A 25,665-nucleotide genomic window follows, 5' to 3' on the forward strand; every position below is an offset into this window, starting at 1 on the left:
GGCGTGTTGAGGTTTAGTCTTTCACTAATAAGGCTAATACTTCGAAATGATCCGAGTGGGGAAAGAGATCGAACAACTGCACCTTAGTTAACCGATAACCTCGAATATGGCCGAGATCTTTGGCTAAGGTTTTAGGATTGCAGCTGGAATACAAAATCGCCTTAGGGGCAAACTCACTTAAGGAATGGCACAGAGACTCGCCGATCCCACGGCGCGGCGGGTTAACAACAATCAACTCGGGCTTAGTTTGCGCCGCATCGCCCTTGGCAAAGTCAGTGGAATCGAGCGCCATAAACTGCACTTTATCCAGCCCCATCAACTGCGCCGACATCTTAGCGCAGGCAATGGCTTCGGCCTCAATTTCAATCCCTGTCAATGGGATATCCTTAGCTGCACAGTGCAAACCAAAACCGCCCACACCACAAAATAAGTCCCAAAGTGAAGCTGGTGCGAAGTCGGCCACCCACTCACGGGCGGTTTGATACAGCTTTGCCGCCACCTGCGGGTTGGTTTGAAAAAAGCTCTTGGGGCGAATAAACAAAGGCACATCGTTAAAGCGCTCTTCGAGGCGAGTGTTTTCGGTTAGGAAAATCTCCTCCTCACCCTCCAAGATGGCCATATGAATAGGCTGCAAATTGACTGAGACGACTTTGATCTGCGGATATTCGGCCATCAGCGCTGGCAATTCACGCTCGATACGGGCGATGGCATCCCGCGAGCGCAGCACAAACCGCAACATATACTCGCCACGCACTTGGCTGCGCGTCAGTAGGATAAATTTAAGCTCGCCCTTGGCCTTATCGACACGGTAAGGCGGAATGCCCGCCTGCTGCACAAAGCGCTCTAAACGGTGGAGTAAGGCTTGCATATCAGTAGGATACAACAGGCAGTCACACAGGCTCACCGCTTCGCCGCTGGGACTAACAATCCCCAACACAGGCGCATGGGCTGCGCCCAAGGCGACCATTTTCGCCTTGTTACGAAAACCGCTGCTGTCACCCACAACCGGTGGTAAAAATTGCGGTTCGGTCTTATCGACAAAAGGCGCTAACAATTGCTGCAATTCTAGGGTTTTGGCCGCCAGTTGCTGCGCCATAGGGAGCTTAATATGGCGACAGGATTGGCATTGGCCTCGTTCAAAATACCCACATTGTACTAATGTACTCACAGCATCGTACCCACAGCAGTGCCCGTCTATCTTATCTATTGAGATGGCGAGTGAAATTTGGATGACAACTGAAGCATAACAAACACATTAAGGCCCCAGTCAAAAAGCGCCACACTTTAGCGTTTTTGCGCCGAAAAATCACCTTGAAGTGCAGCATTGGCCGATAGTCCGGCTCAGATTAACTTAATCTCAGGCTATCTATATCGGCGATGGGAGTGCGTTTTCCGAGTTTTTGTTCAACCCACTCAAGCACTTCGGCCGAGGTGCTCCTAAAAGTTGTGAGCTTTCCGCCGTAGAGACTCAGTAATCTCGGATGAGAAACTGAGGTTTGCATTAGGGTATCCCTTGGGCGCTCAAAGGCAGAGCTCGCTTGCTTAGGTAATACCCGCACGCCGCAAAAGGTCTGCACTATCTTGGTTTTGAGTTCATCAATGGATGGCGACAGAGGAAAGTAGTGCCGATAAATGCCTAAGAGATAATTAATTTCAGACTCAGTTACTTGGGGCGGTGAATCTAAGGATGTTAACTCGGTTTCCGTGGTGCCAATTAGCATTTGACCATACCAAGGCATCACAAAAATCACCCGCTTATCGAAGCAAGATTCTAAATATAAGATGCCGTCGGGGGCGGGTAAATCCAGCAGTAAATGCGCGCCCTGCACCCAATCAAGTTCGACTCCTGCCAATGGCGGTGACACCTTTGCAATCACCTCATTCACCCAAGGACCAGCGGCATTAATCACCAATTTAGCCTCAATCTGCTGCACTTCGCCGCGATGGCGAAAGCTTAGGTCAATCTGCTCACCCAGATGATTAAGCTGTAAAAACTCCGCCTCGGCATATACATGGGCGCCCAATGCCTCGGCACTACGCGCCACCGCTTGGGTCAGCAATTTATCGTCGGTTTGCGCGTCCCAATACTGGAACACGGCCTTCAAACCTTGGAGTTTAAGCCCGTTAAAACGATGCCAATGCACGGCGGGAATAGATACAAAGCGGCCAAGTGGATCAAATTCGCTGAGTAGCGCGTATAGGCTCAAGCCCGCCCGAATTGTCCAAGGGTTACGCTGACTGTCTTGATAGACGGGAATGTAAAAAGGCATGGCTTTGACTAAGCTGGGCGCGAAGTCGAGCAGATGGCGCCGCTCCTGCAAGGATTTGCGCACTAAGTTCACTTGCCCGCTTTCAAGATATCGCAACCCACCGTGGATTAACTTGCTGGAATTGGCCGAGGTTTGGCCGCCAATCTCGCCTTTTTCGATAAGCAGGGTCGAATACCCCGCCGCCGCCGCGTATTGGGCGATACCGACACCACTGATCCCACCACCGATAATTGCAATATCGTATGAACTCATATCGGCTTTATCCATCCCGACGCCTTGATGGTGCGTTTATCCATGTTCCACTCCCTTGCTATCACAGATTGGCTTTCACACTATTCGATACTGGCGTGCAATTGCTTTAAGGCTTTGTCACACATGGATTTTAGCGCCTTAAGATCTTCTATCTCAGCACCGATTTTACAGCGCATCAGATGCGGGATCTCACTCGCCTCAAGCTTTAGCGCCTGCCCGGCACTTGTCAGAGACAATACCCGAACCCTTTCATCTTGGTCGCTGCGTCCACGGCTCACCAATCCCTTCGACTCTAAACGTTTTAACAGAGGCGTCAACGTACCCGAATCGAGGAACAATTTATCCCCTAAGGTCTTCACGCTGATCCCCTGCTCCTGCCACAACACTAGCATGACCAAGTATTGGGGATAGGTTAAATCCAACTTATCGAGCATAGGACGATAGGCGCGCACCATGGCATTGGCTGCGCTGTAAAGAGAGAAACACACCTGATTCTCTAAACATAAGGCATTGTCTGCTTGGGTATTTTCCGCCGTATCCGACGTTTTATCTAAGGATGTTAACTCTGAATTAGGCATAGTCTTACCAAAAAACTTAAATATATTGCGCACAATATACTTGCATTCAGGGTAAAAATCGAATTATAGTTTATCACAATTGAATTGCGCACAATTTAAATTACTATTTATCACTATGAGGAACGAAATATGAAAACATTATATGAAACTCGAGCTACCGCCAGAGCCGGTCGCCAAGGCCAAGTCAGTACCGATGATGGTTTACTCGATGTTGCACTCGCCTATCCAAAGGCGATGGGCGGAAGTGGATTAGCAACCAACCCTGAGCAACTGTTTGCAGCGGGTTATGCGGCCTGTTTCTCTAATGCGATTTTACACGTCGCCAAAATCGGCAAAGTAGCTATTACTGAAGCGCCAGTCAGCGCTGTGGTAGGTATTGGCACCAATGATGCGGGAGGCTTTGCCTTAACCGTCGCCCTAGAGGTGAATCTTGACCTTCCCCAAGCCGAGGCCGAAGCCTTAGTACGTCATGCCCATCAAGTGTGTCCATACTCCAACGCCACACGCAATAATATCGATGTCAAACTGAGTGTTAATGGCGCGGCGTTAAACTAAGCCCATAAGACAACAGTCACTATCGTCTAAAAAGCACCTCAGGGTGCTTTTTAGTTATCTGCCGCGAATCGCCCTTCCCATAAACCTGCCTAACTTCCCAAAAAACAGCTAATCGCGAGTTAACTAACATTTCTTAATGCTCAATTTAATCAAGGGGATTGAATTCAGTAGAGTAGTAGTCAGAGAACCGTTTAAATACCTATAACCCCACGATTGTGGAGGCGCCATGACTAAATACTTAACCAAATTCGCTCTGCTATGCACCCTTGCACTGGCCATGCTGAGCACACCAAGCTGGGCCGAAGAAGCCAATAATGCGGACCAAACTTGGCATTATATGAACGCCCAAGGTGAGCTGAAGATCAAGCTCTACTTCTTTTGGTCGAAAACCTGCCCGCACTGCGCCGAGGCCCATCCCTTTATCGACTCACTGCCACAGAAATATCCTTGGATAGAACTCGAATCCCATATGGTTTCAGCCCCTGGCGTGCAGGATATTTGGCAAAATATCGCCTCCAAAACCACGACAGAGGCTCGCTCAGTGCCTTATATGGCCAGCTGCGAGAAAGCCATTGTCGGTTATTCCAGCGAGGCGGTAACAGGTGAGTTTTTAGTGAATCGCTTGAAGAACTGTTACTTATCCCTAGGCGGTCAGCTGAGTGAAGCGGATATGCCAACCACAGGGACAACGGCTGCTGCGCCCACCAATAGTGAGCCCCTGTTTGGCACCTGTGGAACCGACTCTGGCGAAGGCACCTGTGATGCCACCAGCCTTGCAAGTACTGACCAAGCCGAAGTGCAACCCGTTGAGTTACCACTTGTGGGTGTAGTCACACCCGAGAGCATGTCACTTCCCCTGCTAACCTTAGTGCTGGCGGGCGTCGATGCCTTTAACCCCTGCGCCTTCTTCGTGCTGCTGTTTTTACTGTCGATTATGGTTAACGCTAAGAGTCGCAGCCGCATGCTGTTAGTTGGCGGTATCTTCGTGTTCTTCTCAGGCTTTATTTACTTCCTGTTTATGACGGCTTGGCTAAACATCTTCCAGCTGTTAGGTGCTGGTAGTGATGGCGGGATGATCATTCTAGCCGCGGGGATCTTAGCCTTGATCGCAGGCACAATAAACGTGAAGGATTACTTCTTCACTAAGGGTGATGTCACCCTGTCAATGTCGGCTGAAAACCGCACTAGCCTTATCAAACGCATGGGCAAACTGTCAAACTCCAGCAGCCTAGGCGCGCTGATTGTCGGCTCTACCGTGCTGGCCATTTTGGCTAATGCCTACGAGCTACTCTGTACTGCGGGCTTCCCGATGATTTATACCAGCGTGCTATCCATGCATAATCTGCCGGACATTGAGCGCTATATGTATTTGGTTTTATACAATATTGTCTATGTAATTCCTCTCGCGATTATTGTGATTGTGTTTAGCGCTACCTTAGGTAAACGCAAACTGACCGAAAAAGAGGGTCAAGCACTCAAGCTGATGTCCGGTGTGATGATGTTTGGTATGGGTGTCGCGCTAGTGTTAGATCCCACGGCGCTGCAGAGTGTTGGGCTGGCGCTGGGATTAATTCTAGGCTCACTGGGCTTGACTGCCATCATAGTACTCAGTCGCAAGTTACTCACAGCAAAAGCCAATAAAACGGCATAAGCATTAGCTGGGTTTTGGATTGGCAAACTTGGGATAAAGGACTAAAGTAAAACCTGAGCTTGCCGATACAAAGACTCAGCTTTCAATTGAGGTTAGTTATGTCTATTTCACTGAACACCCAAGCTATCACGCCTAACTTAGAAAATGGTGCCGTTGGCGTTAAAGTGGCGCAGTTAGCCAAAGAGCAGCAAAAGGCGGAAGGTCAAATTGCCGTTGATTTAATTAACGCAGCCGCACCTCAACCCGTGGGAAATACCGGCCACAATATCAACACGACGGCCTAAGCCACTCGCAATAGCACCCGCAAGAGATTGATAAAAAAGCGCCCCGAATATCGGGGCGCTTTTTTTGTTTAAGGCATTTGAATGAAGTTTTGCCATTTAAGCGGGCTAACCTAAGGCTCTACCCGACTCAGCCCTAAGAAAAGGCATTACCATTGACATGCATAATGGTGAATGTCCACACCACAAACGCGAGTGGAATATGCACTAAGGCGTAGAAGCATTGATCCAGCCGACTCATTCCCTTTGCCAGCCAAATTAAATACAGATGTAGGCCAATCACCACAGGGAACAACATAAATAACGGATACAGGGCCAAAGGGCTGGCATCGGCTAATAGGCTGTGACTCAACAGCGCCCAAGCCACCATCAGCGCCGTGGTTAAAGGTGGCGTGGCAACACGATACTGCTCTGGATACGGGAACATCCTGGCCTCTTACACTTCTTCAATACTGATATGGTCAGTCGCCCTGCGTTGGGGTGACGTCTAGGGTTTTCGAGCGATCAGCTGCGCCTTGGCACTTTCAGTACCCGCAGCATCGCTTAACCGACCTTCAAAGTAATGCAAAGGTTGCCAGTTAGCAAATACGGATTGCAGTTCGTTCTCTGTCAGTAAAAAATCAGGGTTGCGAGGTCGACCAATTTGCGCCTGTTGCCAAGTAAAGGTCTCATACACAATCAGCCCACCGGACTTTAGGCTCGCAGCGATTTGCGGAAACAGTGGTCGATGTAAGTAATTAAAGACTAATACAATATCAAAAGATGTTTGGGGTAACGGAGGCGCACTGCCGTCTTCTAAATTCCATTGCCATTGATGTGCTTTGTCGTGTGTCAGCTCGGCTAAGGCACTCAAATCCTGGTCGATAAAGGTCACTTCACAACCTTGGGAGAGAAACCACAGACCATTTCGGCCCGAACCGCAGGCTAAATCCAATACCTTAAGCCCTGTAAGCTCAGGCCATGAAAACTGGGTAATTAAGCTCGAGGCCGTGCTGAGTGTGGCGTGTGTCATCCCTTTATCTCTTTTTTAGTGTCTATCTGTTTGCGATGCACTATCGAATAGTGCCTCAGCCCCGATGGGCCATGGGATACTATCACAGATAAAAATAACACTAAGATAAACAGTTCTGGCTTGTAGTTGGCAAGCGGCACAAACAGGCAAAGCAGCCCTAATTTCCCGAGGGTTAACACCCCCTTGAGCTGAATTAACCAACGCCAATCTCGAATAATTTCCCACAACATCAATATGCTGCCGGTAATCATCGCCAGATACCAATAATTGAGCCACAGGGATTTCTCAACGGAAAGTAATATTCCGCCGCCCGCTCCAGCAATCCCCAATATATGTAAAGCTCTTAGGGTTGTTTTACTCAGCCGCTGTACCCAAAAACGTTTTTCAGACATCTGCTGCCTTGCCATAGATTTAACCCCTTAGAACCACTCAGGTAACATTTTGGAAAAAATATATTATATTTTCTCAAAAAACACTGGTGAGATTTGATTATTTACTGAATACTCACAGGATAAATATTCGAATATTTACACTAAATAATCAAACCGAAAATAAACCATATAAATTAGCACGTTAAAATAAAGCATCCGTACAACGCATTATTTTCCCACAATAATTCAGCAATGATAATTTAGCCCATCAAAATATGTTAACTCACGCAAGTTATACCGTATTCACTGAGTGATTAACTTCAATTTCGTTAATATTTTCAGCCATATTGCACATTTCAATTATGTAATTTTCACTGTAACAATCGTTATGTGACCTAAGCACGCATATACCTCTTTAGATAGTGGTAACTTTGTTCGTGGAGAATACTCTAAAAGCGCGTGAGCTACGTAAAATATAAATATCACGCCATGATGAATAACCCTTATTAAGTAGATGAAATGTACGGCGGAGGAACGATTATGTTCACAAGAAAGATTCAAAAAACAGCACTAGCCATGCTGATCTCTGGTGCAATGGCAGGCACAGCCTATGCCGCGCCAGAAGTACTAGCCGATTTTCACGGTGAAATGGGCGGCTGCGATAGCTGCCACGTATCAGACAAAGGTGGCGTGACCAACGACAACCTGACCCATGAAAATGCCCAATGCGTTAGCTGCCACGGTGATTTAAAAGAACTGGCTGCAGCAGCGCCAAAAGATAAAGTTTCTCCGCACAAATCTCACTTAATTGGTGAAATCGCTTGTACCAGCTGCCATAAAGGCCACGAAAAATCAGTTACTTATTGTGACGCTTGCCACAGCTTCGGCTTCGATATGCCATTTGGCGGCAAGTGGGAACGCAAGTTTGTGCCAGTTGATGCAGACAAAGCGGCTCAAGATAAAGCCATTGCCGCTGGCGTGAAAGAAACCACTGACGTCGTGGTTATCGGTTCGGGTGGTGCAGGTCTTGCTGCCGCCGTTTCAGCCCGTGATGCTGGCGCGAAAGTGATCCTGTTAGAAAAAGAACCTATCCCAGGTGGTAACACTAAACTGGCTGCTGGCGGTATGAACGCTGCAGAAACTAAGCCACAGGCTAAGTTAGGTATCGAAGATAAGAAACAAATCATGATCGACGACACCATGAAAGGTGGTCGTAACATCAACGATCCTGAATTAGTGAAAGTTCTGGCCAACAACTCTTCAGACTCTATCGATTGGTTAACCTCTATGGGTGCCGACATGACTGACGTGGGCCGTATGGGTGGCGCAAGCGTTAACCGCAGTCACCGTCCAACTGGTGGTGCGGGTGTGGGCGCACACGTTGCACAAGTGCTGTGGGACAACGCCGTTAAACGTGGTACTGACATTCGTTTAAACAGCCGTGTTGTTCGCATCCTTGAAGATGCAAGCGGTAAAGTGACCGGCGTTTTAGTGAAAGGTGAATACACTGGCTACTATGTGATCAAAGCCGATGCAGTCGTGATTGCTGCTGGTGGTTTTGCGAAAAACAACGATCGCGTCGCTAAGTACGATCCTAAATTAAAAGGCTTTAAAGCGACTAACCACCCGGGTGCAACTGGTGACGGCTTAGACGTTGCGCTGCAAGCGGGCGCAGCTACTCGTGACTTAGAATACATCCAAGCTCACCCAACTTACTCACCAGCCGGTGGTGTGATGATCACCGAAGCGGTACGTGGTAACGGTGCTATCGTGGTTAACCGTGACGGTAACCGCTTTATGAACGAAATCACGACCCGTGATAAAGCGTCTGCAGCGATTCTGCAACAGAAAGGCGAAAGCGCTTACCTCGTATTCGATGACTCTATCCGTAAGAGCTTAAAAGCCATCGAAGGTTATGTTCACTTGAACATCGTTAAAGAAGGCAAAACCATCGAAGAGTTAGCGAAACAACTCGATGTGCCAGCCGCTGAACTGGCGAAAACCGTCACTTCTTACAACGGTTTTGTGAAATCAGGTAAAGACACGCAATTCGAGCGTCCAAACCTGCCACGTGAAATCGCTACTGCGCCTTTCTATGCTTTAGAAATCGCACCAGCGGTTCACCACACTATGGGTGGTATCGTTATCGATACTCAAGCCGAAGTGAAGAGTGAAAAAACCGGTAAACCTATCAGCGGTTTATACGCTGCAGGTGAAGTGACTGGTGGTGTTCACGGTGCTAACCGTTTAGGTGGTAACGCCATCTCTGATATCGTGACCTACGGCCGTATCGCGGGTGCATCTGCCGCTAAATACGCGAAAGACCACTAGTATCAAACGTTTCTAGGTTAAGGGACTAACCTAAGGCTCACATAGCACGACCCATTTGAGCCCAGCTTGAATCTTCAAGCTTATCAGTACAAGCGAGCCGTCAGGGGCTCGCTTTTTTTATGATTTTTTGTGCAATTGATGACAAAGCTCACTCTTTTTACGGGGCAAATTCATCACCAGAGGACAAACGTCGCCGAGTCACATACACTCAGTGCCAGTAACAATGTAACCTTTAGGTGATTGAAATGAGAATTGGATTTTTTAGCGCAAAACACTACGACATGCAGCATTTTAACCGTACAAATGCCGCATTTGGTGCGCAAATTGAGTATTTCGATTATCGCCTCTGCATGCAAACCGTTAAGCTTGCCGAAGGTTTTGAGGTGGTGTGCGCCTTTGTTAACGACTCCCTCTGTGAAGAAGTGTTGGTCGAGCTTGCCAAAGGTGGCACGAAAATCATTGCCATGCGCTGCGCGGGTTTTAACAATGTCGACTTAGTCGCCGCCAAACGCCTAGGCATGCAAGTGGTCAACGTACCCGCTTATTCCCCCGAATCTGTGGCCGAGCACACTGTCGCCTTAATGCTGACCTTAAACCGGAAAATCCATAAGGCCTACCAACGCACCCGTGATGCAAACTTCTCCCTCGAAGGCTTGGTCGGTTTTAACATGTTTGGCAAAACCGTTGGCGTAATAGGCACAGGTAAGATTGGGGTCGCCACAATTAAGGTATTGCTCGGTTTTGGCTGTAAAGTCATAGCCTTTGACCCTTACCCAAATCCTGCGGTCGAAGCGCTCAATGTGGAATATCAGGATCTGGATACCATTTACGCCAACAGCGATATTATCAGCCTGCATTGCCCATTAACCGCCGATAACCACCATCTGCTGAATAAAGAAAGCTTTGCCAAGATGAAACCCGGCGTCATGGTGATCAACACCAGCCGCGGCGGTCTGCTCAATGCCTTCGATGCGATGGAAGCCTTAAAGCTTGGCCAGATTGGTTCCTTAGGGCTTGATGTGTATGAAAACGAAAAAGAATTGTTTTTCGAGGACAAATCGAACCAAATCATTCAAGACGATGTGTTCCGTCGCTTATCCGCCTGTCACAACGTGATTTTTACCGGTCACCAAGCCTTCCTCACCGAAGAGGCGCTGGGCGCGATTGCACACACTACCCTGAGCAATGTCAAAGCCCTACTCGCGGGCGAGCGCTCTGGTAACGAACTGTTTTAACTGACAGAACCATACCTGACTGCTAAAGTGAGGCTTCAACATTGAAGCCTCACAGAGGAAACTAAATATGTTAGTGACTCAGCAAACTCAGGATATCAACACGCCCACAGGGCCGATGCGTACTTATGTCTATCGCCCAGATGCCCCAGGGCAATTCCCCTGCATCCTCTTCTATTCTGAGATTTTTCAGCAAACCGCGCCCATCGCCCGCAGCGCGACTATTCTCGCAGGCCATGGTTTTGTGGTGTTAGTGCCAGAAGTCTTCCATGAGCTAAATCCGATCGGCACAGTGCTGGCCTATGATGATGCGGGTAAAGATAAAGGCAATGCCGATAAATTTGCCAAACCCTTAGAGCAACACGATAGCGACACCCAAGCCCTTATCGATTTTGCCCGTCAGCAGAGTTATTGCACCGGTAAAGTCGGCAGTATGGGCGTGTGTATTGGCGGCCACTTAGCCTACCGCGCCGCACTCAATCCCGAGATTTTGGGGGCGTTTTGCCTCTATCCGACCGACATTCATTCCAATACCCTGCCCTGTGCCTATGGCAATGACTCACTGAGTCGCAGCGGCGATATTCAAGGGGAATTAGTGTTAGTGTTTGGCAAGCAAGATCCCCATGTATCACCCGAAGGGCGGGTATTGATCCACCAACAATTGATGGCTAAAAACCGCAATTTCAGTTGGTTAGAGGTTAATGCTCAGCATGCCTTTATGCGTGATGAGGGTGAACGCTACGATCCCGCGCTGGCGCTGCAAATGTATCAACAATCCGTGGCGTTTTTTCACCGTGTATTGAGATGAGATAAAACGAAAGAAAAAAGCCAACTCATTAATCAATCGTAATTAATGGGTTGGCTTAGCGAAATGCTTAACTCTGAGCCTAAGCCTCTAAATCTTTACACCTCAGGGCTTATCTGCCCTTGTAAACGGCTTTGGCTATAGGCCAGCAGCTCTTGATTGCTCACGCGGGCAATAAAAGTCTCGTCGAGGAAGAAGTCCACATCATCCCCCGATTTACGACCCGACAATAACTGAGTGCTGCCATCTTCGTAGGCTAAGGTCATGGTCACAGTGTGCTCATCGGGATAGGCAATTTGCGCCTGAGTCAGTTTAACGGGCGCCGATTTCAGCTCATCACTCACATGGGGATTTACCTTAAAAATCGCGTCCACAGGCATATCAACGACCGCAGGGGATTTATCGGTGATCGGGTTCTTACCCGTCCAAAACTCAATAGTGTTAACGATAAAGAGATCGCCCGTTGCCGCCAAACCATACACAGGGCTTAACAGAATAAATAAGCCCGCACGGCCATAACGGTTATCCACCGCGCTTAAGTTGCCCTTAGTCACCATTTGGCTCAGACCCATTTGTCCCATACAACCTGTTAATTGTGTGGTTAACAGCGCGCCAATCGTCACGGCTAAGAGTTTAGATTTCATTCGATTCGTTCCCTTGGTAAAAACAAAAACACGAATTCTAAGGATTAGACAGGGCTAAACCGTGCGACGGGGCACAAACCCAAGTAAACAAAATGGAGTGAATGTAAGCAAGTACGCTGATTTTGTTATGAAAAGCGCTTCAAGCAAGTAAAGCTCACGGGAAGATAATAAATCTCATCAGTTCGCGACGCGCCGACAACAGTTTGCTAATAAATGTACTGCTGCGGCGCACATAAAGGAGAATAGTTACTCGAGGTCGAGTTTCTTTTTGCCATCCAGCAACGCTTGGCGCTCGGCGAGCGGCGCCTGATCGGCCAGCTTCAACACCGCCTTTTGCAGCATCAAATTGTTGGGATAGGTGATGGTATCACCATTGTCTCTAAGGATAAGTACATGAAACAGCGCGATTTCAATAATCACGCCACTGATATCTTCATCCTTATCTACTACCCGAATACGCTCACCAATCCGATACGGGAACACAAAGAAAATCAGCACACCAGCGGTTAAATTACTTAGTATCGACCACTGAGCGACTAAGGCGACGCCCATCACCGCAAACGCAGATGAGACAAACAGCGACACGTCCTGATAACCCAAGCCGAGGGACACCGCCATCAAAGACAGAGTGATAAAAAACATCACATAGGAAATAAACCGAGTGACAAGACTGGTGCGGGCGGCACTCACCTGCTTCATCAATGAGAGTTTTTTCACCCATTGAGTTAAGGCACGCTGCAAAAAGAGAAACACCGCAAGATAAATACAGGCAAGCAGGATTTGATTTGTCATAATAGCCACTTAAAAAACGAAACCAGCTGAATTCTAACTTTTTTGCACCAGCAGTTATAGAGTCCCAAATCAGCCCAACGCAAATAGAGTAATAAGTACTATGGCCGACGCCACTTTGCTACACGAAACCCAAGATGCCCTAGGACCGATCCGCGTGCTCGACTATGGTGATACCCGCGTGCTGTCCTTTGGCGACAACGATGAGCAGAGCAAAATTCTTAAAACCGCCCCGCACATCCCACAACATACCTATGTGCAAGGCATGCTACTGGTGTTGTTATTTTGCCAACCGAAAAGCGCCATCGTACTCGGCCTTGGTGGCGGCGCCCTCATTCATGCCCTGCGCCGCTTCGATGCCGCAATCAAACTTACTGCGGTTGAACTTCGCCCAGCGGTGATTGAACTTGCCAAGCGTTACTTTCAATTACCGATTGGCAAAAAGCTTAATCTAATCAACGAAGATGCCGTCGCCTTTATGGCATCGGCCGAGCATAAAAAGGTCGATGTGATTTTTGCCGATATCTACAGTGCCAAAGGGGTCGACACGGGGCAGCTCTCGCCTACTTTTCTTCAGCAGTGCACACAACTGATTAAACCCAACGGTTATTTAGTGCTGAACTGCTGGAAGGAACACAGCCAAAATCGCGAGTTGCTCGCCGATCTGCAGCACCATTTTGCCCACGTGCATGCCTGCCTCACCAGCGGGGGCAACTGGGTGATTTTTGCCAGCCAAACACCACAATCTTTGGGCGCGTCGGCGCTGAAAAGTCAGGCGCAATCCCTGTCACAACAACTGGATTTTGCCCTTGAACGTTCACTGACTCGCTTTGGCCCTTGGATTTAAGATTAATCTCAGTCAAATGGCTTAAATTAGTTAACCCTAAGACTCAGCTTTGCTATGCTTCTCACTCCCTATTGATATGAGCTGTCACCATGAAAAATAAGAATAAATTTTTGTTAAGCGTTATGGCGCTGGCGTGCCTTAACTCTCTCAATGCTAACGCCGAAACCTTTAGTTTTGACACTCGTAACTCACTCAATTCCGACACATTAGTGCTGTTCCAAAGCGCTGATTCGACAACCTATAGTCTCGATTTTTTACCTCAATCGACTCAAGACCAACTCAACCTTGCGGTCGCCGACAACAGTTTTGCGGGTAAACGCGGTGAAATCTTAGAAATCCTAGTCCCGAGCGAAATCGACGCTAAGCGGGTGTTACTGGTTGGAATTGGCGATGCTAAGACCTTAACACCGGGTGAAATCAACACTTTAGGTGGCAATATTGCCGCCAAACTTGAAACCGTCCCCCAAGCTACAGTGCGTGTGCTTACCCAAGGCTTAAGTAACGCGCCGCTGTTCGGCTCCGAACTGGCCCATGGCATTGAACTGCGCAGCTACCGCTACACTCAATTTAAAGCCAGCAATCGCACCGAGAAGAACTATCAAATTGGGGTTGATGACTTAAGCCAAAACCAAAAACACCATAAGAATCTACAAGCTATCGAAGCGGGTGTGTTTTTAGCGCGGGATCTCACCAATGCGCCAGCGGGTATTATGTATCCCGAAAGCTTTGCTAACGAGGCGCGTAAGCTTAAGTCCCTCGGTGTAAAAGTCACAGTACTCGAAGCCAAAGACATTGAACGCTTAAACCTCGGCGCCTTAGCCGCGGTGGGTAAAGGCAGCGAGCGTCCACCTAAGTTGGTCGTCGCCCACTGGCCCGGTAGCAAAGAAGCGCCTATTGCTCTGGTGGGTAAAGGCATTACCTTCGACTCTGGCGGTTACAATATTAAGGCCACTGGCACCTCTATCGCACGGATGAAGTCCGATATGGCGGGCGCGGCGACCGTGCTCGGCACTGTCAAGGCCATGGCCATTCAAAAGGCGCCAGTAAACCTAGTTGCGATTATGCCGATGGCGGAAAACATGGTATCGGGACATGCAATGATCCCAGGCGATGTGATTAAAACCGCCCAAGGCCTCACGGTTGAAGTGCTCAACACCGACGCCGAAGGCCGTTTAGTGTTAGCCGACGGTCTCTGGTATGCCCGTGAGAATTACCGCCCTTCGATTATCGTCGATGTGGCGACCCTCACAGGCTCGAAAGTGGGCGCGCTGGGTAGTGTGTATGCGGGATTATTTACCGATTCTGAGCCGCTAGTGCAGCAGCTCACCTTTGCCGGTCAACAGGTGGGTGAAAAAGTCTGGCGCTTGCCGTTAGATCAAGCCTACGACGATGAGCTGAAATCCACCATCGCCGATTTGAAGAATACTGGTAAAGAAGGCAGCGCGGGAGCATCATCTGCCGCCATGTTCCTCAAACGCTTTGCGGGTGAGCAACCTTGGGCTCACCTCGATATCGCTGGCAATGCCTTAACCGCCACCGATACCGCCGTGGTGCCAGCAGGCGCCACTGGCTATGGCGTGCGCCTGCTCAGCACTTGGTTAACTCAGCCTAAGGCGCAAAACTAACGCGATATTGTGACGCTCAAACCAAGTCTATGGCAGGTTTGAATGCTAGATTAAGGGATATCGTCGATATCCCTTTTTTATTGCCCTGCTCTTTTACCACTTCATTAAAGTAAACAATCAATTAGCCGCCAACGCGCGCCAGTACTGCAAAATCGATTAATCCTGCCTCTCAAACCTGCTTAATTCGACAAAACCGATTAGGATGATAGTTTTTATGCGTTATATTTATCATTCTGGGCTGGGTAATATGCTTCACATCAACGGGACACAAGTTAAGTGACTCGTACTTAATTCACCATAATCAACTAAATGGAAGCATAAAATGACTCAGTCAATTATCAACAGCACAATCAAACCATTCAAAGCCACTGCTTACCACAATGGTGAGTTCGTTCCTGTAACTGAACAAGATCTGTTAGGTAAATGGTCAGTTGTATTCTTCTATCCAGCAGACTTCACTTTCGTTTGCCCAACTGAATTAGGCGACATGGCGGATCACTACGCTAAGTTACAATCTATGGGCGTTGAAGTTTACTCAGTTTCTACTGACACTCACTTCACTCACAAGGCATGGCACGATACTTCTGACACCATCAAGAAGATCAACTTCCCAATGCTGGCTGACCCAACTGGCGTGATCAGCCGTAACTTCGGTGTGATGATCGAAGAAGAAGGTTTAGCACTGCGTGGTACTTTCGTTATCAACCCAGAAGGCCAAGTGAAAGTTGCTGAAATCCATGACCTAGGTATCGGCCGTAGCGCGTCTGAACTGGTTCGTAAGATCCAAGCCGCTCAGTACGTTGCAACTCACGATGGCGAAGTTTGCCCAGCTAAATGGCAACCAGGTGACGAAACCTTAGCACCATCTTTAGACCTAGTAGGCAAAATCTAATCTAGCCTAACAAGAGTCAACCCCGCCAACCTAGTATCTCAAGCTAGTTGGCAGCGCAGTAAGACGGCAATTGCACGAATCCCCATGAGCTTAGTATCTAAGTGATTGGGGTGAGTAAATGCAGCCAACGCTACTGCGGTGCCAAATAGGAAGAGAGAACCGCCCCCTGCAAGGTTCTAGGTTGGCCCCCCTCGCGTTTTCAATTATTTCATTTTCAAGGATTTTGGAGTCATCATGTTAGATGCGAATTTAAAAAATCAACTGCAAACCTATCTGCAAAACCTCAAGAGACCAGTTGAACTTGTCGTGTCAGCAGATGAAAGCAAGAAGTCTCAAGAATTAAAAAGCTTAGCCAATGACATCGTTAGCCTTTCCTCTTTAGTGAGCCTCAAAGAAGCTCAAGGCTCTCGTACGCCAGCGATGACAGTGGTTAACACCGATCTCAATACTCAGATTAGCTTTGCTGGTCTGCCTATGGGCCACGAATTTACCTCACTCGTGTTAGCCCTGCTACACACGGGTGGGCACCCAATCAAACTCAGCGATGACGTCATTGAGCAGATCCGTAATCTGCCAGGCAAATATGAGTTTGAAACCTATGTATCACTGACCTGCCAAAACTGTCCTGACGTGATTCAGGCGCTGAACATGATGGCGGCGATCAACCCGAACATCACCAACGTGATGATCGACGGCGCCCTGTTCCAAGACGAAGTGGCCAGCCGCAACATCATGGCCGTACCGTCTGTGTACTTAAACGGTGAAGTATTTGCCGCGGGTCGAATCAGCATTGGTGAGATCTTAAATAAACTCGATACTGGCGCTGCCAGCCGTAAAGCTGAAGAACTCAGCCAAAAAGCCCCTTACGAAGTCTTAGTCGTCGGTGGTGGCCCCGCTGGCGCAGCTGCTGCGATTTACGCTGCCCGTAAAGGTCTTCGCACTGGTGTGGTTGCCGACAAATTCGGTGGCCAAGTAAGCGAGACTGTTGGTATCGAAAACTTTATTTCGGTTAAAGCGACTGAAGGTCCAAAACTGGTGGCAAACCTTGAAGCCCACGTTCGTGACTACGAAGTCGACATCATGGATAACCAAAAAGCCGTTAAACTGGCGAGCGATGGTTTATTCGAACTCGAACTGGCAAGCGGTGCTAAACTGCGCAGCCGTACCGTTCTACTGGCAACAGGCGCCCGCTGGCGCGAAATGAACGTACCCGGCGAGAAGGAATACCGTGGTAAAGGTGTTGCCTACTGCCCACACTGTGACGGTCCTTTATTCAAAGGTAAACGTGTTGCGGTTATCGGTGGCGGTAACTCGGGTATCGAAGCGGCCATCGACTTAGCGAACATCGTTGAGCACGTCACAGTACTCGAGTTTGATAGCAAACTGCGCGCCGATGACGTATTGCAACGTAAAGCGGCGTCAATGGGTAATATCCATATCATTACCCAAGCGATGACCACTGAAGTGACTGGTGACGGTACCCGTGTAAACGGCCTGAACTACACCGACCGTGCAACGGGTGAAATCCACCATATCGCGCTGGCTGGTATCTTCGTACAAATCGGTTTAGTGCCCAATGCCGAATGGTTAAAAGGCACTGTGGATTTGACTCCTCGCGGCGAAATCATCGTTGATGAGCGCGGCCAAACCTCTATCCCAGGTGTATTTGCCGCAGGTGACGTGACTAACTCACCTTACAAGCAAATCATCATCGCCATGGGTAGCGGCGCGAATGCTTCATTGGGTGCGTTTGATTACTTAATTCGCCATAGCGATGACAGTACCGAGACTACAGAAACTAAAGCGGCCTAATCGTTAACGATTATTCCTATGACTTAAAAGCCAGCAGATGCTGGCTTTTTGTTTTTAATAGCATTTATTTCGAGTCTTTTGATTTTATCGACCGCTTTAAACCATGGTATAAACTGGCAAATACGAGGGTTGAAAACAACAAGATTAAGCAAAGCACTTTCACCCAAGTCGCTTGTCCCTCGAGTAACCCATTCAAAAAAGCGGAAGAAACAGCAAAGCTGGCAAGATAGGCATAGTGTAATTGTGTCATGCTAGGAACCACTATCGACTCTTTTCATTGATAAAATAAGCCACTAGTGCATTCGCATGTCCATGACCGAGTTGATATTCCGCCTTAAGCCAGCTCACCATTTCCATGTGTTTTTTGCCTTCGAGTCCTTCAAGTAAACTCATCCAATAGGAGATCGGCTGTCCATAGGTTTTCTCGATTGAGGGAAAATAGGAAGCTGGCCCTTTTACCTTGGCCGAATCTTGCGATGTTGTAGGTGTTGTTTTTGTTGTCATCTGGATTTCCTTATCTTAAATATGACTATTTCAACGAGGATAGTGCTAACAATCCTGTTCTACAGGTAGGGGCTCTCAAGCCTTATTTGCATTAAGGTTTCTGGTGTATCGACCGCTTTGAAACCAAACTGGGCGTAGAGTCCATGGGCATCGCGGGTGGCGAGCATTATGCGTCTTAATCCTTGCAGATCAGGATGTTCCATAATTGCTGCCATCATCATCTTACTTAAACCTAAGCCGCGGTGGGATTCGAGGACAAACACATCGGCAAGGTAGGCAAAGGTGGCTTTATCGGTAATCAGTCGTGCAAAGGCAAGCTGCTGATTATCCTGATCAAACACCCCAAAACATAAACTGTTACTAAGCGCCTTGCGTAAGAGTTCAGGCGGCATACCCTGCGCCCAATAACTGTTGGAAATAAAACCATGGATAAGCTCAAAATCCATTTCCGTTTGCGCTGTACTGACCCGGTATTCCATGACTCGCCTCGATTTAGCTGTTGTTGACGCTTACCAATAACATGAAAGCCATGGCAAATAACACTAATTTAGCTAATGAATACAGGGCTCCCGCCAGAGTGCCACCGCCATGGTTAGTAAATGCCAAGTGGCGATTGATTTCATATTTAAATAAATGGGCGAGATGACGATAAGCCAAAAAATAAAGCAGTGAAGCCGCAGGCCAAATGCCGATAATCAGCATTTGGCCCTGTTCCTTGGTCGTCAAAAGCGCTGACAGAAAGGGGATACTCAAACATGCCGCGTATATCCAAGCGAAACGCTTGAGTAACTGACGAATTTTTTTATCCGATAACGGCTTCAACTGAACTCCTTTTCATCTTACTTCCCCGCAATCACTGACTACATTGGCTCGATTTGCTCGACCATCAACTGCAGGGTGAAATTACCGCGATATTCGTTCACATCCAACTTATAGACGATGCGCGCATGTTGAATCGTCGCATCGGGCCAAGTGTGTAAATCCACATTAAAGGCAATCGCATCTAACATCACGGTACTGCATGGGGTTTCAAGCACTAATTTAAGGTGGCGCTCCCCCACAATCCGCTGCTGGATAATCTTAAAATAACCATCGAATAATGGCTCCTCGAAGGACTGACCCCAAGGTCCCGCATTACGCAGTAACTGGGCGATTTCGAGGGTAAGTTCCGTCGGCGTTAATTCGCCATCAGACCAAAGCTCACCCGTGAGCTGCTCAGGCTTTAACAGTTCACGCACCGCATCATCATAGGCTTTAGCAAAGGTTGCGAAGCCACCAGACTTTAAAGTTAAGCCCGCCGCCATTGCATGGCCGCCAAATTTGCTGATAAGCCCAGGATGACGCGAGTTAACCAACTCCAGCAGATCGCGCATATGCAAGCCTTTGATAGAACGCGCCGAGCCTTTAATTTCACCATTCCCCGCGTCGGCAAAGGCGATAACGGGTCTGTGGTATTTATCTTTAATCCGTGAGGCAAGAATTCCGATAACCCCTTGGTGCCAATCCTCTTGAAAGAGGGCAATACCCCACGGAAGTTGCTCTTCATTAAGCTTTAGATATTCAAGACTTTTCAGCGCCTCTTGCTGCATCCCGACCTCAAGCTCACGACGCTCTTGGTTGAGACTATCGAGCTCTGCCGCCATCCGCCTTGCATACATGATGTCTTCGCACAGCAGGGTTTCAACGCCTAGCGCCATTTCATCCAGCCGGCCGGCGGCATTGAGCCTTGGCCCTACGGCAAAGCCAAAGTCCGAGGCAACAATGCGAGCAGGATTACGTTTGGCCACTTCGAGTAAGGCGGTAATGCCTACGCGGCATCGACCACTGCGTACCCGCTGCAATCCCGCCTCGACCAAAATACGATTGTTGGCATCGAGCGACACCACGTCGGCCACAGTGCCAAGGGCAACAATATCCAGCAGAGTACCTAGGTTGGGCTCGGCAATGCCTCGGGCTTGATACCAATGACGAGTGCGCAGCTCTGCCCTAAGCGCCGTCATCAGATAAAAGGCGACCCCGACGCCAGCAATGGATTTACTAGCAAACTGACAACCCGGCTGATTGGGATTCACTATGGCATCGGCCGCCGGTAACTCATGGCCGGGTAAGTGATGGTCGGTGATCACCACCTGCATGCCAAAGGTTTTGGCGGCAGCTACACCCTCAATCGAGGAAATGCCGTTATCAACAGTGATAAGTAATTCTGCCTGTTTGGATGCCGCCACGGCGACAATCTCAGGACTCAGACCATAACCGTAGTCGAAACGATTGGGGATCAGATAATCGACCTTGCTCGCGCCCATCATCCGTAACGCTAACAAACACACGCTAGTCGAGGTAGCGCCATCGGCATCGAAATCGCCGACGATCAGTATCGACTTATCCTGCTGCATCGCATCGGCAATCAACTTAGCGGCCGGCTCCAAGCCCTTCATTGTATCGGGTCTTAGCAGGCCTTTGAGCACCAGTTCGCATTCGTTGGGCATAACACCACGGCGGGCGTAAAGCTGTCTTAATAACGGCGGAAGGTGAGCGGGTAAATGGCTATCATCAACGGTTGGGCGACGGACTATCTTATGGATCAAGGGAGCAAACTCTTAAGCAATCATGGGGCTAAGATAACAAAAAGGTGAGCCTTAAGCTCACCTTTAATGGGATAAATTTATCCGAAACCGGATTATTTGCGAGCTTCTAAAGTACGCAGTAGATCGGCAGGTGGTTGATATCCTGGGATCATATTACCGTCTTCCAATACGATTGCAGGCGTGCCGTTAACGCCAAAGCTGGTACCTAGCTCATATTGCTCGGCAATCTTGGCATCACAGGTCGCGGCGGATACTTTTTTGCCAGCCTTAGCTTCTGTCATGGCCTTTAATGGATCCTTAGCACACCAAATAGCCTGCATCTCATCGGCATTGGCAGATGGTACACCAGCACGTGGGAAGGCTAAGTAACGCACGGTAATGCCAAGCTTGTTGTAGTCGGCCATTTGGCTATGTAACTTACGGCAGTAGCCACAGCTCACATCGGTAAACACAGTCACAACGTGTTTTTCATCCTTGGCTTTATATACCAGCATATGATCTTCAAGCGGCTTCATCATCGCCAGACGAGGGCCTGCAAGCGCCGCTTCCGTCAGGTTTTTCATGCCCTTATCAATATCGTATAAATTACCGTGGAACAGTTTTGAGCCATCGCGGCTGATATAAAGCACGCCACGGTTGGTCATGGCTTGATATAAACCTTCGATAGGTGAATCCTGCATTGAAATCACTTCAACGTCTAACATCTCGCTGAGTTTTTGCTTAATCGCAGCTGTGTCGGGAGTGGTCGCCGTAGCGGCGCTGGCCAGAGGCGCAACAACAAGCGCGAAAACTAAAGATAATGCTCGGGTCAACTTCATGGGACTTCCTATTAAGTAAATCGCTACTGCGACATATGGGTCATCTTATTAGACCCTGTATGGGGGCAAAAAGTTACAGACAAGCTAGATAGAATGCAAATTTATACTGTAACTAAATTCAACCATTCGAGGTTTTGTGAAGGATAAACTTAACCGCGAGGATGATGCTGTTGGTGCAACTCTTGTAATCTCGCTCGCGCCACATGGGTATAAATTTGAGTCGTCGATAAGTCACTGTGACCTAAGAGTAATTGTACCACCCTAAGGTCGGCGCCATGGTTAAGTAAGTGGGTGGCAAAGGCATGACGCAGGGTATGGGGTGAAAGTTCAGTTTCGATGCCGGCGCGGCTCGCATAGAGCTTGATCCGATGCCAAAAGGTTTGCCTTGTCATCATCTGTGCCCGCTTCGAAGGAAATACCACATCGGACTGAATATTGCCCAAGAGTTCGTGGCGCGCAAAACTTAAGTAACGCTCAACCTCGGTAATGGCCAGCTCGCCCATGGGCACTAACCGCTCTTTACCGCCCTTACCCACAATCCGCACTAAACCTTGGCGCAAACTCATCTGCTCCAGGGTGAGCCCAACCAGCTCACTCACCCGCAATCCTGTGGCGTATAAGAGTTCAAGCATGGCTTTATCACGGCACTCGACGGGGTCGTCCACATTGGGCTCGGCCAGCAATCTATCGACCTGTGACTCACTTAAAGAATCTGGCAATTGCCGACTCAATTTGGGCGATTCAATCAGCGCCATAGGATCGCCAGCAATCTGTTTGGTCTGCAATAAATAAGTGTAAAAGCGCCGTAAACTACTGAGTAAACGTGCGCTACTGGTGCGGGCAAATTGTTGTTCGACTCGGTAGGCTAAATAGGCACGCACATCGGCTTGCTCGACCTCGATTAACCGCAGGCCTTGGCTCTGTTGATAGCGGTCAAAATGGCGTAAATCGGTGCGATAGGCACTCAAGGTGTTATCACTTAAGCCCTTACTGGACCAAAGATCATCGAGAAAGGCATCGATAAGCGGATCGCACTGATAGGTTTTAGCCACAAAAACTCCATAAAAAACGGCGTATTCTAAGGATACGCCGTTGATATTAACTCAATTGTTCTGCTTCTGGCAGCGCCTTGTTTATGCCGCGCTAACAGTTTTCGCGCCGCTACCACGAATGATTAAACAGAGCACAATCACCACTAGTGTTGGTAATAACCACGCCATGCCCTCTTCATACAGTGGCAGGATAGACAGCGTAGGAGACATACCACTGACGAGATCGATAAAGCTTTGCGCCGCTTCAGTCACGCCTTTACCGTCTTCACCAGTGAGGCTTTTCGCCGCGACTTTCATCCCATCGAAAATACCGAACAGCAAGGCTACCGACAGTGCCGCGCGATGGGCAAACTGTGGACGCGGGAAGTATTCGGTCAAGAAGGTCACCGCCACTAAGGCAATCGCCACAGGGTAAACCGCCATCAACACCGGAATACTGATAGTAATTAACTGCGACAGACCAACGTTTGCGATTAAGGCACAGATGGCGCTCAGCAGAACCACTAAGAAACGGTAAGACAGCTTTGGCATCAGCTCATTGAAAAATTCTGAGCAGGCACTCACTAAACCGACCGCAGTGGTTAAACAGGCTAGAGTCACAACGGTAGACAGCAATACAGTACCTAAACTGCCAAACTCGCGTGTTACATAGTTAGTTAAAATCTCGCCACCGTTTTTCGCACCCACGGCAATATCACCCGCCGTCGCACCTAAAAAGAACAGAGATACATAAACAAAAGCAAGCCCTGCCGCCGCAATAAAGGCTGCGCGGATCAAGTATTTAGTCTGCGCGCTAGGTTGGTCGATCCCCTTTTTACGCAGCAGATCGATAATCAACATACCAAACATCAAAGATGCTAGGGTATCCATGGTGTTGTAGCCTTCGAGGATACCTTTGGTTAGCGGATGGTTTTGGTAGTCACCCACGGCCACGCCAACTTCTGCAGCGGGCAAAAACACCACAGACAGGGCTAACCCCACCAGCAATAACAACAGGATAGGCGTTAATACCTTACCGACGCTGTCGAGTAATTTACCGGGGAACAATGCCAGCAGCATAGTCACAGTAAAGAAGCACAGGGTATAGATAAGTTGCGACAAATTAAGCGACAAACTGCCGAGCATAATGGTCGCGCTAGTGTTGTCGATAAAGGGCTTAGCGCCGATTTCATAGGCCACAAGGCCCGTACGTGGCGCCGCAAACGCAGGTCCAATAATGATATAAATCGCGATAGCCAATGCAGTTGCCGCAAACACTGGTAGCATTGCCATAACCTTACCTTGAGCCTTAGCAACAGCAATGAGCCCGACTAAAGGTAAACCTACGGCAGTGATGAGAAAACCTAACATGGCAAGGGGCATATTCTCCCCGGCCAACATGCCCGCAAAGGGTGGAAAAATTAAGTTACCCGCCCCCAAAAAAAACGCGAAGGTCATAAAACCTAAGCCTAATGTATCCCCGATACTCATCTGATTGTCTTGCACGGAAAGCCCCATCTTGTCTTATTGTTTTTAATAAACTTAAGTGATTATGTGTCGATTAGCCATAGCTAAAACAAAGCCCATCCGGAGTGCAAATCTATGTTTACACAATTCCGTGGTAAATATGTGCGATATCTGCTGAGTTTATAAACAAAAATGAACTAAAAATTGGCTTCACTGCCGATTTATTCACCTAAAAACCCGTTCACCTATCCGTTAATCATAAAATTGATTAAAAATGGGGGCGAAACTAATATCAGAATTTAAAAGCCAATACAACAGACAAGATTGTTTTCACCTAAAAAAGCCCTTCAATGCTAATTAACTGCTAACAATGCGTTACCGGGGTAATAAATTAAACCGTTAATTTAGTGAACTTCGACTCAAAACAGCATAAAAAACACAAAAACTAGATCTAAATGGAAGAATGAACTTATTTGTATCAGGCACAAAAATCTTAGCGAATATGCGTTATGCCCTTTAAAATAACGCCAGCCCTTATGGGCGATATCTTTATTATTCACTTAATGATGTAATTCCCATGGCATTTACCTTTAAACAATTCCACATTGACGACCTTAATTGCGGCATGCCCGTCAGCACCGACGGCGTAATATTAGGCGCCTGGGCTCCCCTGTCGCAGGCTAAGCATATTCTCGATATTGGTGCGGGAAGTGGATTGTTAAGTTTAATGGCGGCGCAGCGTAGCCAAGGGCAGATCACCGCTGTCGAATTAGAAGAAAAAGCCGCAGCGGCCTGTAGATACAATATGACGCAAAGTCCGTGGGCGCAGCGCTACCAGCTTATACATGGCGATATTCAGCACGTTTGCCAACAACCTGAGTATCAAGGGCATTTCGACCATATCATCTGTAACCCGCCCTACTTTGAACATGGCCCCAAGGCAAACGAGCAACATAGGGCGATGGCGCGCCACACTGACACCTTAGGCTTTACGCCCTTACTCGAGGCGATAAATCAGTGCCTATCGCTTGAGGGTTACGCCAGCCTTATTTTGCCCATCCAAAGCATGACGCGCTTTAAGACTTGCCTAGAACAGACTGAACTTTATCTTGTGCAGGAAGTGAGGGTTAGTAGTGTGGAGAATAAGGCCGCCAATCGCGTATTACTGCTGTTGGCTAAGACTGCGCAGACTAAAAGTCACGATGAACCCTGCCAATACACAGAGCTCACCCTACGCGGGGAAGATGGCCGCTATACCGAGCAAATGATTGCCCTGACCAAAGATTTTTATCTAAAACTGTAATTCAAACGAG

Annotated in this window: 26 protein-coding genes; 11 read left to right on the forward strand and 15 right to left on the reverse strand. The window is 48.4% G+C overall.

Annotation, left to right across the window (positions count from 1 at the left end; translation table 11 throughout):
- Positions 1-13 precede the first annotated feature (13 nt).
- The 3 genes from rlmC to ohrR form a co-directional block, all read right to left on the reverse strand.
- Entirely contained in the window at positions 14-1,168 is a 1,155-nt protein-coding gene (rlmC, locus tag N7386_RS17170; RefSeq protein ID WP_279769932.1) for a 23S rRNA (uracil(747)-C(5))-methyltransferase RlmC, read from the reverse strand.
- A gap of 178 nt (positions 1,169-1,346) precedes the next feature.
- On the reverse strand, positions 1,347-2,522 hold the full coding sequence (locus N7386_RS17175; RefSeq protein WP_279771054.1) for an FAD-dependent oxidoreductase: 1,176 nt from the start codon (positions 2,520-2,522) through the stop codon (positions 1,347-1,349).
- A gap of 80 nt (positions 2,523-2,602) precedes the next feature.
- Positions 2,603-3,100 carry a hydroperoxide resistance transcriptional regulator OhrR gene (gene ohrR, locus N7386_RS17180; RefSeq protein ID WP_088210287.1) on the reverse strand — a complete coding sequence of 166 codons (498 nt, stop codon included), beginning with the start codon at positions 3,098-3,100 and terminating at the stop codon, positions 2,603-2,605.
- Between the two features lie 129 nt (positions 3,101-3,229).
- Here ohrR and N7386_RS17185 point away from each other — a divergent pair, with 129 nt between their 5' ends.
- The 3 genes from N7386_RS17185 (at position 3,230) to N7386_RS17195 (ending at position 5,590) form a co-directional block, all read left to right on the forward strand.
- Positions 3,230-3,655 carry an organic hydroperoxide resistance protein gene (locus N7386_RS17185; protein ID WP_279769934.1) on the forward strand — a complete coding sequence of 142 codons (426 nt, stop codon included), beginning with the start codon at positions 3,230-3,232 and terminating at the stop codon, positions 3,653-3,655.
- A gap of 226 nt (positions 3,656-3,881) precedes the next feature.
- Positions 3,882-5,306, forward strand: a complete 1,425-nt coding sequence (locus tag N7386_RS17190) for a cytochrome C biosynthesis protein (protein ID WP_279769935.1) — start codon at positions 3,882-3,884, stop codon at positions 5,304-5,306.
- A gap of 98 nt (positions 5,307-5,404) precedes the next feature.
- Complete coding sequence (locus N7386_RS17195; RefSeq protein ID WP_011718119.1) at positions 5,405-5,590, forward strand: hypothetical protein; 186 nt, start codon at positions 5,405-5,407, stop codon at positions 5,588-5,590.
- Between the two features lie 133 nt (positions 5,591-5,723).
- Here the strand turns inward: N7386_RS17195 and N7386_RS17200 are convergent, their stop codons facing one another.
- Genes N7386_RS17200 through N7386_RS17210 form a run of 3 tightly spaced genes read right to left on the reverse strand, consistent with a single transcriptional unit; the run spans position 5,724 to position 7,006 of the window.
- Positions 5,724-6,014 carry a hypothetical protein gene (locus tag N7386_RS17200; RefSeq protein ID WP_279769938.1) on the reverse strand — a complete coding sequence of 97 codons (291 nt, stop codon included), beginning with the start codon at positions 6,012-6,014 and terminating at the stop codon, positions 5,724-5,726.
- Between the two features lie 60 nt (positions 6,015-6,074).
- Entirely contained in the window at positions 6,075-6,599 is a 525-nt protein-coding gene (locus N7386_RS17205) for a class I SAM-dependent methyltransferase (RefSeq protein WP_279769940.1), read from the reverse strand.
- Positions 6,596-7,006 carry a hypothetical protein gene (locus tag N7386_RS17210; RefSeq protein ID WP_011718121.1) on the reverse strand — a complete coding sequence of 137 codons (411 nt, stop codon included), beginning with the start codon at positions 7,004-7,006 and terminating at the stop codon, positions 6,596-6,598. Before N7386_RS17210 ends, N7386_RS17205 begins: the two co-directional genes overlap by 4 nt.
- Before the next feature lie 504 nt (positions 7,007-7,510).
- Here N7386_RS17210 and fccA point away from each other — a divergent pair.
- The 3 genes from fccA (at position 7,511) to N7386_RS17225 (ending at position 11,341) form a co-directional block, all read left to right on the forward strand.
- Entirely contained in the window at positions 7,511-9,301 is a 1,791-nt protein-coding gene (fccA, locus tag N7386_RS17215; RefSeq protein WP_279769942.1) for a fumarate reductase flavoprotein subunit FccA, read from the forward strand.
- A 245-nt stretch (positions 9,302-9,546) separates the two neighbouring features.
- Positions 9,547-10,536, forward strand: a complete 990-nt coding sequence (gene ldhA, locus N7386_RS17220) for a lactate dehydrogenase LdhA (RefSeq protein ID WP_011621602.1) — start codon at positions 9,547-9,549, stop codon at positions 10,534-10,536.
- Positions 10,537-10,603: 67 nt separating this feature from the next.
- Positions 10,604-11,341, forward strand: a complete 738-nt coding sequence (locus N7386_RS17225) for a dienelactone hydrolase family protein (RefSeq protein ID WP_279769943.1) — start codon at positions 10,604-10,606, stop codon at positions 11,339-11,341.
- A gap of 95 nt (positions 11,342-11,436) precedes the next feature.
- Here the strand turns inward: N7386_RS17225 and N7386_RS17230 are convergent, their stop codons facing one another.
- Together N7386_RS17230 and N7386_RS17235 are read right to left on the reverse strand one after the other, a co-directional pair.
- Complete coding sequence (locus N7386_RS17230) at positions 11,437-11,982, reverse strand: DUF3332 domain-containing protein (protein ID WP_279769945.1); 546 nt, start codon at positions 11,980-11,982, stop codon at positions 11,437-11,439.
- Positions 11,983-12,228: 246 nt separating this feature from the next.
- Positions 12,229-12,774: a mechanosensitive ion channel family protein gene (locus tag N7386_RS17235; RefSeq protein WP_011718125.1), complete on the reverse strand. Its 546-nt coding sequence runs from the start codon at positions 12,772-12,774 to the stop codon at positions 12,229-12,231.
- A gap of 100 nt (positions 12,775-12,874) precedes the next feature.
- On the opposite strand from N7386_RS17235, the gene N7386_RS17240 reads away from it, so the two are divergent.
- The 4 genes from N7386_RS17240 (at position 12,875) to ahpF (ending at position 17,947) form a co-directional block, all read left to right on the forward strand.
- Positions 12,875-13,618 carry a methyltransferase domain-containing protein gene (locus N7386_RS17240; RefSeq protein WP_220053770.1) on the forward strand — a complete coding sequence of 248 codons (744 nt, stop codon included), beginning with the start codon at positions 12,875-12,877 and terminating at the stop codon, positions 13,616-13,618.
- Between the two features lie 89 nt (positions 13,619-13,707).
- Positions 13,708-15,243 (forward strand): leucyl aminopeptidase, encoded by a 1,536-nt coding sequence (locus N7386_RS17245; protein ID WP_279769947.1) that lies wholly within the window; start codon positions 13,708-13,710, stop codon positions 15,241-15,243.
- A gap of 322 nt (positions 15,244-15,565) precedes the next feature.
- Positions 15,566-16,135: an alkyl hydroperoxide reductase subunit C gene (gene ahpC / locus N7386_RS17250; RefSeq protein ID WP_011718128.1), complete on the forward strand. Its 570-nt coding sequence runs from the start codon at positions 15,566-15,568 to the stop codon at positions 16,133-16,135.
- A gap of 234 nt (positions 16,136-16,369) precedes the next feature.
- On the forward strand, positions 16,370-17,947 hold the full coding sequence (gene ahpF / locus N7386_RS17255; RefSeq protein ID WP_279769950.1) for an alkyl hydroperoxide reductase subunit F: 1,578 nt from the start codon (positions 16,370-16,372) through the stop codon (positions 17,945-17,947).
- Positions 17,948-18,208: 261 nt separating this feature from the next.
- Here the strand turns inward: ahpF and N7386_RS17260 are convergent, their stop codons facing one another.
- From N7386_RS17260 to brnQ, 7 genes are all read right to left on the reverse strand, one after another.
- On the reverse strand, positions 18,209-18,451 hold the full coding sequence (locus N7386_RS17260) for a DUF4287 domain-containing protein (protein WP_279769952.1): 243 nt from the start codon (positions 18,449-18,451) through the stop codon (positions 18,209-18,211).
- 59 nt (positions 18,452-18,510) lie between these two features.
- Positions 18,511-18,930, reverse strand: coding sequence for a GNAT family N-acetyltransferase (locus N7386_RS17265; protein ID WP_279769954.1), 420 nt, complete (start codon positions 18,928-18,930; stop codon positions 18,511-18,513).
- Between the two features lie 13 nt (positions 18,931-18,943).
- Positions 18,944-19,273, reverse strand: coding sequence for a hypothetical protein (locus N7386_RS17270; RefSeq protein ID WP_011718131.1), 330 nt, complete (start codon positions 19,271-19,273; stop codon positions 18,944-18,946).
- A 38-nt stretch (positions 19,274-19,311) separates the two neighbouring features.
- Positions 19,312-21,036 (reverse strand): single-stranded-DNA-specific exonuclease RecJ, encoded by a 1,725-nt coding sequence (recJ, locus tag N7386_RS17275; protein WP_089067074.1) that lies wholly within the window; start codon positions 21,034-21,036, stop codon positions 19,312-19,314.
- 92 nt (positions 21,037-21,128) lie between these two features.
- The gene (gene dsbC, locus N7386_RS17280; RefSeq protein ID WP_011621591.1) at positions 21,129-21,854 is read right to left on the reverse strand and encodes a bifunctional protein-disulfide isomerase/oxidoreductase DsbC; all 726 of its coding nucleotides are present in this window, start codon (positions 21,852-21,854) and stop codon (positions 21,129-21,131) included.
- Positions 21,855-22,003: 149 nt separating this feature from the next.
- The gene (gene xerD / locus N7386_RS17285) at positions 22,004-22,906 is read right to left on the reverse strand and encodes a site-specific tyrosine recombinase XerD (protein WP_279769959.1); all 903 of its coding nucleotides are present in this window, start codon (positions 22,904-22,906) and stop codon (positions 22,004-22,006) included.
- An 81-nt stretch (positions 22,907-22,987) separates the two neighbouring features.
- Entirely contained in the window at positions 22,988-24,403 is a 1,416-nt protein-coding gene (gene brnQ, locus N7386_RS17290; protein WP_279769961.1) for a branched-chain amino acid transport system II carrier protein, read from the reverse strand.
- A gap of 526 nt (positions 24,404-24,929) precedes the next feature.
- On the opposite strand from brnQ, the gene N7386_RS17295 reads away from it, so the two are divergent.
- Positions 24,930-25,655 carry a methyltransferase gene (locus tag N7386_RS17295; protein ID WP_086902653.1) on the forward strand — a complete coding sequence of 242 codons (726 nt, stop codon included), beginning with the start codon at positions 24,930-24,932 and terminating at the stop codon, positions 25,653-25,655.
- Positions 25,656-25,665: the final 10 nt, after the last annotated feature.

Origin of the sequence: Shewanella sp. GD04112, assembly GCF_029835735.1 — a bacterium.
Lineage (GTDB): Bacteria > Pseudomonadota > Gammaproteobacteria > Enterobacterales > Shewanellaceae > Shewanella.

Excerpts from the sequence above, each read along its gene's own strand:
- N7386_RS17175 (WP_279771054.1), bottom strand. The coding sequence starts at position 2,522 with ATGAGTTCATACGATATTGCAATTATCGGTGGTGGGATCAGTGGTGTC.
- ohrR (WP_088210287.1), bottom strand. The coding sequence starts at position 3,100 with ATGCCTAATTCAGAGTTAACATCCTTAGATAAAACGTCGGATACGGCG.
- N7386_RS17185 (WP_279769934.1), top strand. The coding sequence starts at position 3,230 with ATGAAAACATTATATGAAACTCGAGCTACCGCCAGAGCCGGTCGCCAA.
- N7386_RS17190 (WP_279769935.1), top strand. The coding sequence starts at position 3,882 with ATGACTAAATACTTAACCAAATTCGCTCTGCTATGCACCCTTGCACTG.
- N7386_RS17195 (WP_011718119.1), top strand. The coding sequence starts at position 5,405 with ATGTCTATTTCACTGAACACCCAAGCTATCACGCCTAACTTAGAAAAT.
- N7386_RS17200 (WP_279769938.1), bottom strand. The coding sequence starts at position 6,014 with ATGTTCCCGTATCCAGAGCAGTATCGTGTTGCCACGCCACCTTTAACC.
- N7386_RS17205 (WP_279769940.1), bottom strand. The coding sequence starts at position 6,599 with ATGACACACGCCACACTCAGCACGGCCTCGAGCTTAATTACCCAGTTT.
- N7386_RS17210 (WP_011718121.1), bottom strand. The coding sequence starts at position 7,006 with ATGGCAAGGCAGCAGATGTCTGAAAAACGTTTTTGGGTACAGCGGCTG.
- fccA (WP_279769942.1), top strand. The coding sequence starts at position 7,511 with ATGTTCACAAGAAAGATTCAAAAAACAGCACTAGCCATGCTGATCTCT.
- ldhA (WP_011621602.1), top strand. The coding sequence starts at position 9,547 with ATGAGAATTGGATTTTTTAGCGCAAAACACTACGACATGCAGCATTTT.
- N7386_RS17225 (WP_279769943.1), top strand. The coding sequence starts at position 10,604 with ATGTTAGTGACTCAGCAAACTCAGGATATCAACACGCCCACAGGGCCG.
- N7386_RS17230 (WP_279769945.1), bottom strand. The coding sequence starts at position 11,982 with ATGAAATCTAAACTCTTAGCCGTGACGATTGGCGCGCTGTTAACCACA.
- N7386_RS17235 (WP_011718125.1), bottom strand. The coding sequence starts at position 12,774 with ATGACAAATCAAATCCTGCTTGCCTGTATTTATCTTGCGGTGTTTCTC.
- N7386_RS17240 (WP_220053770.1), top strand. The coding sequence starts at position 12,875 with ATGGCCGACGCCACTTTGCTACACGAAACCCAAGATGCCCTAGGACCG.
- N7386_RS17245 (WP_279769947.1), top strand. The coding sequence starts at position 13,708 with ATGAAAAATAAGAATAAATTTTTGTTAAGCGTTATGGCGCTGGCGTGC.
- ahpC (WP_011718128.1), top strand. The coding sequence starts at position 15,566 with ATGACTCAGTCAATTATCAACAGCACAATCAAACCATTCAAAGCCACT.
- ahpF (WP_279769950.1), top strand. The coding sequence starts at position 16,370 with ATGTTAGATGCGAATTTAAAAAATCAACTGCAAACCTATCTGCAAAAC.
- N7386_RS17260 (WP_279769952.1), bottom strand. The coding sequence starts at position 18,451 with ATGACAACAAAAACAACACCTACAACATCGCAAGATTCGGCCAAGGTA.
- N7386_RS17265 (WP_279769954.1), bottom strand. The coding sequence starts at position 18,930 with ATGGAATACCGGGTCAGTACAGCGCAAACGGAAATGGATTTTGAGCTT.
- dsbC (WP_011621591.1), bottom strand. The coding sequence starts at position 21,854 with ATGAAGTTGACCCGAGCATTATCTTTAGTTTTCGCGCTTGTTGTTGCG.
- brnQ (WP_279769961.1), bottom strand. The coding sequence starts at position 24,403 with ATGGGGCTTTCCGTGCAAGACAATCAGATGAGTATCGGGGATACATTA.
- N7386_RS17295 (WP_086902653.1), top strand. The coding sequence starts at position 24,930 with ATGGCATTTACCTTTAAACAATTCCACATTGACGACCTTAATTGCGGC.